Origin of the sequence: Streptomyces sp. BBFR51, from assembly GCF_044591655.1 — a bacterium.
Classification (GTDB): Bacteria; Actinomycetota; Actinomycetes; order Streptomycetales; family Streptomycetaceae; genus Streptomyces.
Genome location: NZ_CP172448.1, coordinates 1670909 through 1683447, shown reverse-complemented (window position 1 = coordinate 1683447; position 12539 = coordinate 1670909). Strand labels below are relative to the sequence as shown.

The 12539-nt window shown below is 70.7% G+C and carries 12 protein-coding genes; all 12 read left to right on the top strand.

The annotated features are described in order from the left end of the window. Nucleotides 1-19 precede the first annotated feature (19 nt). The 12 genes from ACGH7X_RS07550 (at nt 20) to relA (ending at nt 12473) form a co-directional block, all read left to right on the top strand. The gene (locus tag ACGH7X_RS07550; protein WP_399882867.1) at nt 20-571 is read left to right on the top strand and encodes a hypothetical protein; all 552 of its coding nucleotides are present in this window, start codon (nt 20-22) and stop codon (nt 569-571) included. Nucleotides 572-693: 122 nt separating this feature from the next. Next, the gene (pdxS, locus tag ACGH7X_RS07545) at nt 694-1605 is read left to right on the top strand and encodes a pyridoxal 5'-phosphate synthase lyase subunit PdxS (protein ID WP_399882865.1); all 912 of its coding nucleotides are present in this window, start codon (nt 694-696) and stop codon (nt 1603-1605) included. Nucleotides 1606-1617: 12 nt separating this feature from the next. Beyond that, nucleotides 1618-2226, top strand: a complete 609-nt coding sequence (gene pdxT, locus ACGH7X_RS07540; RefSeq protein WP_399882863.1) for a pyridoxal 5'-phosphate synthase glutaminase subunit PdxT — start codon at nt 1618-1620, stop codon at nt 2224-2226. 48 nt (nt 2227-2274) lie between these two features. Further along, complete coding sequence (locus ACGH7X_RS07535; RefSeq protein ID WP_399882862.1) at nt 2275-3027, top strand: YebC/PmpR family DNA-binding transcriptional regulator; 753 nt, start codon at nt 2275-2277, stop codon at nt 3025-3027. 116 nt (nt 3028-3143) lie between these two features. Continuing rightward, the gene (gene ruvC, locus ACGH7X_RS07530) at nt 3144-3710 is read left to right on the top strand and encodes a crossover junction endodeoxyribonuclease RuvC (protein ID WP_399882861.1); all 567 of its coding nucleotides are present in this window, start codon (nt 3144-3146) and stop codon (nt 3708-3710) included. Beyond that, nucleotides 3707-4312 carry a Holliday junction branch migration protein RuvA gene (gene ruvA / locus ACGH7X_RS07525; RefSeq protein WP_399882860.1) on the top strand — a complete coding sequence of 202 codons (606 nt, stop codon included), beginning with the start codon at nt 3707-3709 and terminating at the stop codon, nt 4310-4312. Before ruvC ends, ruvA begins: the two co-directional genes overlap by 4 nt. Before the next feature lie 61 nt (nt 4313-4373). Then, nucleotides 4374-5447 carry a Holliday junction branch migration DNA helicase RuvB gene (gene ruvB, locus ACGH7X_RS07520; protein WP_399882858.1) on the top strand — a complete coding sequence of 358 codons (1074 nt, stop codon included), beginning with the start codon at nt 4374-4376 and terminating at the stop codon, nt 5445-5447. A 175-nt stretch (nt 5448-5622) separates the two neighbouring features. Next, nucleotides 5623-6144: a preprotein translocase subunit YajC gene (gene yajC, locus ACGH7X_RS07515; protein ID WP_399882856.1), complete on the top strand. Its 522-nt coding sequence runs from the start codon at nt 5623-5625 to the stop codon at nt 6142-6144. 133 nt (nt 6145-6277) lie between these two features. Further along, on the top strand, nt 6278-8074 hold the full coding sequence (gene secD / locus ACGH7X_RS07510; RefSeq protein ID WP_399882854.1) for a protein translocase subunit SecD: 1797 nt from the start codon (nt 6278-6280) through the stop codon (nt 8072-8074). A 3-nt stretch (nt 8075-8077) separates the two neighbouring features. Further along, complete coding sequence (gene secF, locus ACGH7X_RS07505) at nt 8078-9208, top strand: protein translocase subunit SecF (protein WP_399882852.1); 1131 nt, start codon at nt 8078-8080, stop codon at nt 9206-9208. After that, nucleotides 9205-9753, top strand: coding sequence for an adenine phosphoribosyltransferase (locus ACGH7X_RS07500; RefSeq protein WP_399882850.1), 549 nt, complete (start codon nt 9205-9207; stop codon nt 9751-9753). The genes secF and ACGH7X_RS07500 overlap by 4 nt, the downstream gene beginning before the upstream one ends. A 182-nt stretch (nt 9754-9935) precedes the next feature. Next, on the top strand, nt 9936-12473 hold the full coding sequence (gene relA, locus ACGH7X_RS07495; protein ID WP_399882848.1) for a GTP pyrophosphokinase: 2538 nt from the start codon (nt 9936-9938) through the stop codon (nt 12471-12473). The last annotated feature ends 66 nt before the right edge of the window (nt 12474-12539 follow it).

The window sequence follows — 12539 nt, the reverse complement described above, 5'->3', positions numbered from 1 at the left end:
ACCGATAGGGTTGCGGCCCGTGACCGCAACCCTCATCTGGATCCTGGTCGTCCTGGCCGTCCTCGTCGCCGTCGGCCTGTACCTGAGCTGGACCGCGGGCCGCCTGGACCGGCTGCACGCCCGGATCGACGCCGCCCGTGCGGCCCTGGACGCGCAGTTGCTGCGCAGGGCGTCCGTGGCCCAGGAACTCGCCACCTCCGGCGTGCTCGACCCCGCCGCCTCCATCGTCCTGTACGAGGCCGCGCACGCCGCCCGGCAGGCCGAGGAGGAACACCGGGAGGTCGCCGAGAGCGAGCTGAGCCAGGCCCTGCGCGCCGTGTTCGCCGACGCGCAGCAGGTGGACGTCCTGCGCGAGGCGCCCGGGGGAGAGGAGGCGGCCAACGAGCTGGCCGAGGCCGTGCGCCGGGTACCGATGGCCCGGCGCTTCCACAACGACGCGGTGGGAGCCGCCCGCAGGCTGCGCGAGCACCGCAAGGTCCGCTGGTTCCGCCTCGCCGGACACGCCCCCTTCCCGCTGGCCTTCGAGATGGACGACGAGTCACCGGCGGCCCTGGTGGAACGGGCCGCGTAACCGCGGCCCGCGGGTCCACGCGCCGAAAACGATCCACCGCCTTCCCATTGGCCCTTGCTGTGGCCTGGTCGCCTCGCGTTTCCTCGTTGCTGCACAAACCCCTTCCCCTCAGCGAGGTACCCGTGTCCAGCACGCTCTCCGAAAACCAGGCACCCGAGACCGGCACCGCCCGCGTGAAGCGCGGCATGGCCGAGCAGCTCAAGGGCGGCGTCATCATGGACGTCGTCACGCCGGAGCAGGCGAAGATCGCCGAGGACGCGGGCGCCGTCGCCGTCATGGCGCTGGAGCGGGTCCCGGCCGACATCCGCAAGGACGGCGGGGTGGCCCGCATGTCCGACCCGGACATGATCGAGGGCATCATCGGCGCCGTCTCCATCCCCGTGATGGCCAAGTCCCGCATCGGGCACTTCGTGGAGGCCCAGGTCCTGCAGTCCCTCGGCGTCGACTACATCGACGAGTCCGAGGTCCTCACGCCGGCCGACGAGGTCAACCACAGCGACAAGTTCGCCTTCACGACCCCCTTCGTGTGCGGCGCCACCAACCTGGGCGAGGCACTGCGCCGGATCGCCGAGGGCGCCGCGATGATCCGCTCCAAGGGCGAGGCCGGCACCGGCAACGTCGTCGAGGCCGTCCGTCACCTGCGCCAGATCAAGAACGAGATCGCCCGGCTGCGCGGCTACGACAACAACGAGCTGTACGCCGCCGCCAAGGAGCTGCGCGCCCCGTACGAGCTGGTCCGGGAAGTCTCCGAACTGGGCAAGCTCCCCGTGGTGCTCTTCTCCGCCGGCGGCGTCGCCACCCCGGCCGACGCGGCGCTCATGCGCCAGCTCGGCGCCGAGGGCGTCTTCGTCGGCTCCGGCATCTTCAAGTCCGGCGACCCGGCCAAGCGCGCCGCCGCCATCGTGAAGGCGACCACCTTCTACGACGACCCGAAGGTCATCGCGGAAGCGTCCCGCAACCTCGGCGAGGCCATGGTCGGCATCAACTGCGACACCCTCCCCGAGACCGAGCGCTACGCCAACCGCGGCTGGTAGGGCACAAGACCGATGAGCGACAACCCCGTCATCGGCGTCCTGGCCCTCCAGGGCGACGTACGGGAGCACCTCGTCGCCCTGGCCGCGGCCGACGCCGTGGCCAGGCCGGTCAGGCGCCCCGAGGAGCTCGCCGAGGTGGACGGCCTGGTCCTGCCCGGCGGCGAGTCCACCACCATCTCCAAACTGGCCGTCCTCTTCGGAGTGATGGACCCCCTCCGCGCGCGCGTGCGGGACGGTCTGCCCGTCTACGGCACCTGCGCCGGCATGATCATGCTGGCGGACAAGATCCTCGACCCGCGCTCCGGGCAGGAGACGGTCGGCGGCATCGACATGATCGTGCGCCGCAACGCCTTCGGACGGCAGAACGAGTCCTTCGAGGCGGCCGTCGACATCGAGGGCGTCGAAGGCGCCCCGGTGGAGGGCGTCTTCATCCGCGCGCCCTGGGTGGAGTCCGTGGGCGCCTCGGCCGAGGTGCTCGCCGAGCACGACGGCCACGTCGTCGCGGTCCGCCAGGGCAACGCGCTGGCCACGTCGTTCCACCCGGAGCTGACCGGCGACCACCGCGTGCACCGCCTCTTCGCCGACATGGTGCGCGCGAACCGGGCGGCTCGGTCCTTGTAGGATTCCTGCGTTCGTTGCAGAGATGGGTTACGCGAAGGAGACAGGCAGATGTCCGGCCACTCTAAATGGGCTACGACGAAGCACAAGAAGGCCGTGATCGACGCCAAACGCGGCAAGCTCTTCGCGAAGCTGATCAAGAACATCGAGGTCGCGGCCCGCATGGGCGGCGTCGACATCGAGGGCAACCCGACGCTGTACGACGCCATCCAGAAGGCGAAGAAGCAGTCGGTGCCGAACAAGAACATCGACTCCGCGGTCAAGCGGGGCGGTGGCCTCGAGGCGGGTGGCGCCGACTACGAGACCATCATGTACGAGGGTTACGGCCCGAACGGCGTCGCGGTGCTCATCGAGTGCCTCACCGACAACCGCAACCGCGCCGCCTCCGACGTCCGCGTCGCCATGACCCGCAACGGCGGCTCCATGGCCGACCCGGGCTCGGTGTCGTACCTGTTCAACCGCAAGGGCGTCGTGATCGTGCCCAAGGGCGAGCTGGGCGAGGACGACGTCCTGACCGCCGTCCTGGACGCGGGCGCCGAGGAGGTCAACGACCTCGGCGAGTCCTTCGAGGTCCTCAGCGAGGCCACCGACCTGGTCGCGGTCCGCACCGCCCTCCAGAGCGCCGGCATCGACTACGAGTCCGCCGACGCCAACTTCGTCCCGACCATGCAGGTCGAGCTGGACGAGGAGGGCGCCCGGAAGATCTTCCGGCTCATCGACGCCCTCGAGGACAGCGACGACGTGCAGAACGTCTTCGCCAACTTCGACGTGAGCGACGAGATCATGGAGAAGGTCGACGCGTAACGCCGCCGCGCAGACGACGGTCCGGCGGGCCGGTGGGACACGTCCCCCGGCCCGCCGCCGTTGTCGGTGGCACCCGATAGCCTGCACAAACAGGTGATCGAGGAAAGGGGTGGGCGTTGCGCGTACTTGGGGTGGACCCGGGGCTGACCCGCTGCGGGGTCGGCGTCGTGGAGGGCGTCGCGGGCCGGCCGCTCACCATGGTCGGCGTCGGCGTCGTCCGCACGCCCGCGGACGCCGACCTCGGCCACCGCCTCGTCGCCATTGAGCAGGGCATCGAGCAGTGGCTGGACGAGCACCGGCCGGAGTTCGTCGCCGTCGAGCGCGTCTTCAGCCAGCACAACGTCCGTACGGTCATGGGCACCGCCCAGGCCAGCGCCGTCGCGATCCTGTGCGCCTCCCGCCGCGGCATCCCCGTCGCCCTGCACACCCCCAGCGAGGTCAAGGCGGCCGTCACCGGCAGCGGCCGCGCCGACAAGGCACAGGTCGGCGCCATGGTCACCCGTCTGCTGCGGCTCGCCGCGCCGCCCAAGCCCGCCGACGCCGCCGACGCCCTCGCGCTCGCCATCTGCCACATCTGGCGCGCCCCCGCGCAGAACCGCCTCCAGCAGGCCGTCGCCCGGCACGCCTCGAAAACCCCCCAGACCGCCAGCACCCCGCCCGCACCGAAAGGCCGTACGGCATGATCGCCTTCGTCAGCGGCACCGTCGCCGCCCTCGCACCCGACGCCGCGGTGGTCGAGGTCGGCGGCGTCGGCATGGCCGTCCAGTGCACGCCCAACACCCTCTCGACCCTCCGGCTCGGCAAGCCCGCCAAGCTCGCCACCTCCCTCGTCGTCCGCGAGGACTCGCTCACGCTCTACGGCTTCGCCGACGACGACGAGCGCCAGGTCTTCGAGCTGCTCCAGACGGCCAGCGGCGTCGGCCCCCGGCTGGCCCAGGCGATGCTCGCCGTGCACAGTCCCGACGCCCTGCGCAGAGCCGTCTCCACCGGCGACGAGAAGGCGCTCACCGCCGTCCCCGGCATCGGCAAGAAGGGCGCGCAGAAGCTCCTCCTGGAGCTGAGGGACCGACTCGGTGAGCCGATCGGCGCCCCCGCGGTCGGCGTCCCGGTCAGCACCGGCTGGCGCGACCAGCTGCACGCCGCCCTGATCGGCCTCGGGTACGCGACCCGCGAGGCCGACGAGGCCGTCTCCGCCGTCGCCCCCCGGGCGGAGGCCGCCGGTGGCACGCCGCAGGTGGGGCAGCTGCTCAAGGCGGCCCTGCAGACCCTGAACCGCGCCCGCTGACCACGCCCCCCGAACTCCCCGACCGCGCCCCACCAGCCACCACCGACCCACGAGGCACACCATGAACTGGGACGACACGACCGACGCGGAGGCCGCCGCCGAGCGGCTGGTGGGCGCTGTCGCCGACGGCGAGGACCAGGCCGTGGAAGCGGCCCTGCGCCCCAAGGACCTGGGCGAGTTCATCGGCCAGGAGAAGGTCCGCGAGCAGCTCGACCTCGTGCTGCGGGCCGCACGCGCGCGCGGCGCGACCGCCGACCACGTGCTCCTCTCCGGCGCTCCCGGCCTCGGCAAGACCACCCTCTCGATGATCATCGCGGCCGAGATGGAAGCCCCCATCCGCATCACCTCGGGACCGGCCATCCAGCACGCCGGCGACCTGGCGGCGATCCTCTCCTCGCTCCAGGAGGGCGAGGTCCTCTTCCTCGACGAGATCCACCGCATGTCGCGGCCCGCCGAGGAGATGCTCTACATGGCCATGGAGGACTTCCGGGTCGACGTCATCGTCGGCAAGGGCCCGGGCGCCACCGCCATCCCGCTGGAGCTGCCCCCGTTCACCCTGGTCGGCGCCACCACGCGCGCGGGGCTGCTGCCGCCCCCGCTGCGCGACCGGTTCGGCTTCACCGCCCACATGGAGTTCTACGGACCGGCCGAGCTGGAGCGGGTCATCCACCGCTCCGCCGGCCTGCTCGACGTCCAGATCGACACCACCGGCGCCGCCGAGATCGCCGGCCGCTCCCGCGGCACCCCCCGCATCGCCAACCGCCTGCTGCGCCGGGTCCGCGACTACGCGCAGGTCAAGGCCGACGGTCTGATCACCCAGGAGATCGCCGCGGCCGCCCTCGCGGTCTACGAGGTCGACGAGCGGGGCCTCGACCGCCTCGACCGTGGGGTGCTGGAGGCCCTCCTCAAGCTGTTCGGCGGCGGTCCGGTCGGCCTGTCCACGCTCGCCGTCGCCGTGGGGGAGGAGCGTGAGACAGTGGAGGAGGTCGCCGAACCCTTCCTCGTACGGGAGGGTCTGCTCGCCCGCACCCCGCGCGGGCGGGTCGCGACCCCGGCCGCCTGGGCGCATCTCGGCCTCGCCCCGCCGCGTTCGCAGGGTTCCGGAAACGGACAACAGGACTTGTTCGGGGCGTGACGACCCCGTCACGAGCGGCACATTCGCCGGAGCAGGAACCCCGGTGCCATGCTGAGCGTTGTTCCATGCGCGCGGACTCGCTTAGACTCCGCCGATGCCGTCCTTGTCGGCGGCGTACACACCCCCAACCATCAGGCCGCTCCCCATCGCGGTCGTGTGAAGGAAGTACCGACCCGTGAGTCTCGTGACCCTCCTCCCGTTCATCGTGCTCATCGGGGCCATGTTCCTGATGACCCGGTCGGCGAAGAAGAAGCAGCAGCAGGCCGCCAACATGCGGAACGAGATGCAGCCCGGATCCGGTGTCCGCACCATCGGGGGCATGTACGCCACGGTCAAGGAGGTCAACGAGGACACGGTCCTCCTCGACGCCGGCCCGGGCGTGGACCTGCTCTTCGCCAAGAACTCCATCGGTGCCGTCCTCACCGACGACGAGTACAACCGCATCGTCCACGGCATCGAGCACGACCTGAAGTCCGACTCGGACGTCGTCCCGGACGACGCCTCCTCCCTCACCGAGACCGACGCCCCCGCCGACGCCGCCTCCGACGACAAGTCCGTCGACCTCGGCAAGAAGGCCGCTGAGCCGGCCGACGAGGCCGACGAGCCGGCCGACGAGCCGACGGCCGACGCCGCGCCCGCCGAGGCGAAGACGGACGAGCAGGCGAAGAAGTCCGACGGCGGTTCCGAGGCGAAGTAAGCCGTGCCCGGGGGTGCGCGGAACGTTCCCGCGCACCCCGCGTGACGCGCGGCTCGCACGGATCCGGACACCATGTGATGGCCGCCGGTGACGCCTTCTGGGCGCGAAGCGGCCCGAGAGGGAGTACGCAAAGGTGGTAGCACCTAAAAAGGGAAAGAATGCGAGCGCTCAGAGTAAGCCCGGGCGCTCGCTGGCCCTGATTCTGATCGCCATCGTGGCGCTCACCGGAGGCATGTTCGCCTCCGGACACACGACTCCGCGTCTCGGTATCGACCTGGCCGGCGGCACGAGCATCACGCTGCGGGCCGTGCCGGAGGCGGGCCAGGAGTCCGCGATCAACAAGACCAACATGGACACCGCGGTCGAGATCATGAACCGCCGTGTCAATGGTCTGGGTGTTTCCGAGGCCGAGGTCCAGACCCAGGGCGACCGGAACATCATCGTCAACATCCCCAAGGGGACGAACTCCAAGGAAGCCCGCCAGCAGGTCGGCACCACCGCGAAGCTGTACTTCCGTCCGGTCGTCGCCACCGAGCTGTCCGGCGCCAACGCCACCGGCACCCCCTCGGCGAGCGAGACGGGCGGCGCCTCGGACAAGGCCACCGACAAGGCGACCGACGAGGCCGACAAGGACAAGGCCACCGACGGGGACAAGGCGAGCGGCACGCCGTCCGACTCCGCCTCGGCGAGCGCCACCAGCCAGGGCCGCGCCGCCAGCGACGCCCTGAAGGCCGACCCGAGCCCGTCCGCGACGAGCTCCGACGGCGCCTCCCCGTCCCCGAGCGCCAGCGCCTCCGGCGACGACGCCACCGCCAAGCTGCAGCAGCAGTACGCGGCCCTGGACTGCACCGACAAGGGTGCCCGCGCCAAGGCCGGCGACGGAGCCAAGCCCGCCGACTCGATGGTGGCCTGCGGCCAGAACTCGCAGGGCCAGTGGCAGAAGTACGTCCTCGGCCCCGCGGCGGTCGACGGCACCGAGGTCGACGAGGCCGAGGCCGTCTACAACACGCAGACCGCCGCCGGCTGGACCGTGACGATGAAGTTCACGGACAAGGGCTCCAAGAAGTTCGCGGACGTCACCGGCAAGCTGGCGCAGAACCAGTCCCCGCAGAACCAGTTCGCCATCGTCCTGGACAACGAGGTCGTCTCCGACCCCTACGTCAGCCAGGCGCTCACCGGCGGCAGCGCGGAGATCTCCGGCAGCTTCGACCAGGAGGAGGCCCAGGGCCTCGCCAACATGCTGTCCTACGGCGCGCTGCCGCTGACCTTCAAGGAGGACAGCGTCACCACCGTCACCGCCGCGCTCGGCGGTGAGCAGCTCAAGGCCGGTCTGATCGCGGGCGCGATCGGTCTCGCCCTGGTCGTCATCTACCTGCTGCTGTACTACCGCGGCCTGTCGTTCATCGCCGTCTGCTCGCTGCTGGTCTCCGCCGGTCTCACGTACGTGATCATGGCGTTGCTCGGCCCGACCATCGGCTTCGCGCTGAACCTGCCGGCCGTGTGCGGTGCCATCGTCGCCATCGGCATCACGGCGGACTCGTTCATCGTGTACTTCGAACGCGTCCGCGACGAGATCCGGGAGGGCCGCACGCTGCGCCCCGCAGTCGAGCGGGCCTGGCCGCGCGCCCGGCGCACCATCCTCGTCTCCGACTTCGTGTCCTTCCTCGCCGCCGCGGTGCTCTTCGTCGTCACCGTCGGCAAGGTGCAGGGCTTCGCCTTCACGCTGGGTCTGACGACCCTGCTCGACGTGGTGGTGGTGTTCCTGTTCACCAAGCCGCTGCTGACCCTGATGGCCCGGCGCAAGTTCTTCGCGAGCGGTCACAAGTGGTCCGGCCTCGACCCCAAGGCCCTGGGTGCCAAGCCTCCGCTGCGCCGCACCCGCCGTCCGTCCCGTCCTGCCGCCGGCCCTGTCGACCCGAAGGAGGCGTGAGAGATGTCGAAGCTCGGCACACTCGGCGCCCGACTGCACCACGGCGAGGTCGGCTACGACTTCGTCAAGAACCGCAAGATCTGGTACGGCATCTCGATCCTCATCACCATCACGGCCATCGTCGGCCTGGCGGTGCGCGGACTGCACATGGGCATCGAGTTCCAGGGCGGCGCGGTCTTCACCACCCCGAAGAACATGAGCGCCTCGGTCTCCCAGGCCGAGACCTGGGCGGAAGAGGCCTCCGGCCACGACGCGATCGTCCAGAAGCTCGGCGACGGCAGCATGCGCATCCAGATCGCCGGCACCGACACCGCCCAGTCGGACCAGATCAAGGAAGACCTCTCCAAGAACCTGGACGTCCCGGCGGAGAGGATCAACGCGGACCTGGTCGGCCCCAGCTGGGGCGACCAGATCGCGAACAAGGCCTGGCAGGGCCTCGGGATCTTCATGGTCCTCGTGGTGATCTACCTGGCGATCGCGTTCGAGTGGCGGATGGCACTGGCCGCGTTCGTCGCGCTGATCCACGACATCACCATCACGGTCGGCATCTACGCCCTCGTCGGCTTCGAGGTCACACCGGGCACGGTGATCGGTCTGCTCACGATCCTCGGTTACTCGCTCTACGACACGGTCGTCGTCTTCGACAGCCTCAAGGAGCAGACGAGGGACATCACCAAGCAGACCCGCTGGACCTACGCGGAGATCGCCAACCGCTCGATCAACAGCACCCTGGTCCGCTCCATCAACACCACGGTGGTCGCGCTGCTGCCGGTGGGCGGTCTGCTGTTCATCGGCGGCGGTGTCCTCGGCGCCGGCATGCTCAACGACATCTCGCTGTCGCTGTTCGTCGGTCTCGCCGCGGGCGCGTACTCGTCGATCTTCATCGCCACGCCGCTCGTCGCCGACCTCAAGGAGGCCGAGCCGCAGATGAAGGCCCTCAAGAAGCGGGTCCTCGCCAAGCGCGCCCAGGCGGCGGCCAAGGGTGAGCCGGAGGACGCAGCCGTCGCCGGGGGCTCCTACGCCGAGGACGGTGCCGACGAGGACGACGACGCGGCTCCCGCGGTCGTCGGTCCCCGCAACCAGCCCGCGTCCCGCGGCCGGGGACGCGGCCGACCCTCGGGGAAGCGCCGATGACCGGCACGACCGACATCACGGAGCTGCTCCTCAGCCGTATCCGGGATGTGGCGGACTACCCGGAGCCGGGTGTGGTGTTCAAGGACATCACCCCGCTCCTGGCGGACCCGGCCGCGTTCACCGTCCTGACCGACGCGCTCGCCGAGGTCGCCGGGATCACCGGCGCCACCAAGGTCGTCGGTCTGGAGGCCCGCGGCTTCATCCTCGGCGCCCCGGTGGCCCTGAGGGCGGGCCTCGGCTTCATCCCCGTACGCAAGGCGGGCAAGCTCCCCGGAGCCACCCTCAGCCAGGCGTACGAGCTGGAGTACGGCTCCGCCGAGATCGAGGTGCACGCCGAGGACCTGACCGCGGGCGACCGCGTGCTGGTCGTCGACGACGTCCTCGCCACCGGCGGCACAGCGGAGGCCTCGCTGGAGCTGATCCGCCGGGCCGGCGCCGAGGTCGCGGGCCTCGCCGTCCTGATGGAGCTGGGCTTCCTCGGCGGCCGCGCCCGCCTGGAGCCCGCTCTGGCCGGGGCACCGCTGAAGGCGCTGCTCACGGTCTGAGCGCGCCGAGAGCACCCACCGCGCGACGTGAGGCGGGCCCGGAGGAATCCGGCGCCCGCCTCAGGCGTTACAGGGGTTGACGGCCCTCACATCGGCCTGAAGGCGATCCTGGGGCGCAGGATCGCTACCATGGGGTTTCCGGAGCCTGACCGGGGGACCCGGATCGCGCACGAGGAGTCCTCTTGCCAGACGAGGCCCAGCCACTGACCGCCGCAAAGCCCGAGTCCGCCTCGGCGCCCGCGGCGAAGCCCGCACCGAGCGCGCCCCAGGCGAAGAACGACACGCGCGGGCCGATCCAGCACGCCCCGGCCGCACCCGTCGACAAGCCGGCCGAGCAGCAGTCGCGCCCCAAGCCCCTGCCGCCCGAGCGCCCGCAGAACGCGCCCGTGGTCCGTTCCCCCTCCGGGCAGCCCGCCCGCTCCGGCTCCTCCAACCGCGTCCGGGCCCGCCTCGCCCGCCTCGGCGTCCAGCGCGCCAACCCGTACAACCCGGTCCTGGAGCCCCTGCTGCGGATAGTGCGCGGCAACGACCCCAAGATCGAGACGTCGACGCTGCGCCAGATCGAGCGCGCCTACCAGGTCGCCGAGCGCTGGCACCGCGGCCAGAAGCGCAAGAGCGGCGACCCGTACATCACGCACCCGCTCGCCGTCACCACCATCCTCGCCGAGCTGGGCATGGACCCGGCCACGCTGATGGCCGGGCTGCTGCACGACACCGTCGAGGACACCGAGTACGGCCTGGAGGACCTGCGCCGCGACTTCGGCGACGTGGTCACCCTGCTCGTCGACGGCGTCACCAAGCTGGACAAGGTCAAGTTCGGCGAGGCCGCGCAGGCCGAGACCGTGCGCAAGATGGTCGTCGCCATGGCCAAGGACCCGCGCGTCCTGGTCATCAAGCTCGCCGACCGCCTGCACAACATGCGCACCATGCGCTACCTCAAGCGCGAGAAGCAGGAGAAGAAGGCGCGCGAGACCCTGGAGATCTACGCGCCGCTCGCCCACCGGCTGGGCATGAACACCATCAAGTGGGAGCTGGAGGACCTCGCCTTCGCGATCCTCTACCCCAAGATGTACGACGAGATCGTCCGCCTGGTCGCCGAGCGCGCCCCCAAGCGCGACGAGTACCTCGCCGTCGTCACCGACGAGGTCCAGCAGGACCTGCGCGCGGCCCGCATCAAGGCGACCGTCACCGGCCGCCCCAAGCACTACTACAGCGTCTACCAGAAGATGATCGTCCGCGGCCGTGACTTCGCGGAGATCTACGACCTGGTGGGCATCCGCGTCCTGGTGGACACCGTCCGCGACTGCTACGCGGCGCTCGGCACGGTCCACGCCCGCTGGAACCCGGTTCCGGGGCGGTTCAAGGACTACATCGCGATGCCCAAGTTCAACATGTACCAGTCGCTGCACACGACGGTCATCGGGCCCGGCGGCAAGCCGGTCGAGCTGCAGATCCGCACCTTCGACATGCACCGCCGCGCCGAGTACGGCATCGCCGCGCACTGGAAGTACAAGCAGGAGGCCGTCGCCGGCGCCTCCAAGGTGCGCAGCGACGCCCCCAAGTCGTCCGGCAAGAGCAAGGACGACCACCTCAACGACATGGCGTGGCTGCGCCAGCTGCTCGACTGGCAGAAGGAGACCGAGGACCCCGGTGAGTTCCTGGAGTCCCTGCGCTTCGACCTCTCGCGCAACGAGGTCTTCGTCTTCACGCCCAAGGGCGACGTCATAGCGCTCCCGGCCGGGGCCACCCCCGTGGACTTCGCCTACGCCGTCCACACCGAGGTCGGCCACCGCACCATAGGGGCACGGGTCAACGGGCGGCTCGTCCCGCTGGAGTCCACCCTGGACAACGGCGACCTGGTGGAGGTCTTCACCTCCAAGGCGGCCGGCGCCGGCCCCTCCCGCGACTGGCTCGGCTTCGTGAAGTCGCCGCGGGCCCGCAACAAGATCCGCGCCTGGTTCTCCAAGGAGCGCCGCGACGAGGCGATCGAGCAGGGCAAGGACGCCATCGTCCGCGCCATGCGCAAGCAGAACCTGCCGATCCAGCGCATCCTGACCGGCGACTCCCTGGTCACGCTCGCCCACGAGATGCGGTACTCGGACATCTCCGCGCTGTACGCGGCGATCGGCGAGGGCCATGTCTCCGCGCAGAACATCGTGCAGAAGCTGGTCCAGGCGCTGGGCGGCGAGGAGGCCGCCACCGAGGAGATCGACGAGTCGATCCCGCCGGCCCGCGGCCGCAAGCGCCGGACCAACGCCGACCCGGGCGTCGTCGTCAAGGGCGTCGACGACGTGTGGATCAAGCTGGCCCGCTGTTGTACGCCCGTTCCCGGCGACCCCATCATCGGCTTCGTCACCCGCGGCAGCGGCGTGTCCGTGCACCGCAGCGACTGCGTGAACGTGGACTCGCTGTCCCGCGAGCCGGAGCGCATCCTCGAGGTCGAGTGGGCCCCCAGCCAGTCCTCCGTCTTCCTGGTCGCCATCCAGGTCGAGGCCCTGGACCGCTCACGGCTCCTCTCGGACGTCACGCGCGTGCTGTCCGACCAGCACGTCAACATCCTCTCCGCGGCCGTCCAGACCTCCCGCGACCGGGTCGCCACCTCCCGCTTCACCTTCGAGATGGGCGACCCCAAGCACCTCGGTCACGTCCTGAAGGCCGTACGCGGCGTGGAGGGCGTCTACGACGTGTACCGGGTGACATCGGCGCGCAGGCCGTCCTAGCGGCGCCCACACAGGCGAAGGGGCTCCCGTACGGCGTGTACGGGAGCCCCTTCGCGGTTGAGCGTG

Excerpts from the sequence above, each read along its gene's own strand:
- pdxT (WP_399882863.1), top strand. The coding sequence starts at position 1,618 with ATGAGCGACAACCCCGTCATCGGCGTCCTGGCCCTCCAGGGCGACGTA.
- ACGH7X_RS07535 (WP_399882862.1), top strand. The coding sequence starts at position 2,275 with ATGTCCGGCCACTCTAAATGGGCTACGACGAAGCACAAGAAGGCCGTG.
- ruvA (WP_399882860.1), top strand. The coding sequence starts at position 3,707 with ATGATCGCCTTCGTCAGCGGCACCGTCGCCGCCCTCGCACCCGACGCC.
- ruvB (WP_399882858.1), top strand. The coding sequence starts at position 4,374 with ATGAACTGGGACGACACGACCGACGCGGAGGCCGCCGCCGAGCGGCTG.
- secF (WP_399882852.1), top strand. The coding sequence starts at position 8,078 with ATGTCGAAGCTCGGCACACTCGGCGCCCGACTGCACCACGGCGAGGTC.
- ACGH7X_RS07500 (WP_399882850.1), top strand. The coding sequence starts at position 9,205 with ATGACCGGCACGACCGACATCACGGAGCTGCTCCTCAGCCGTATCCGG.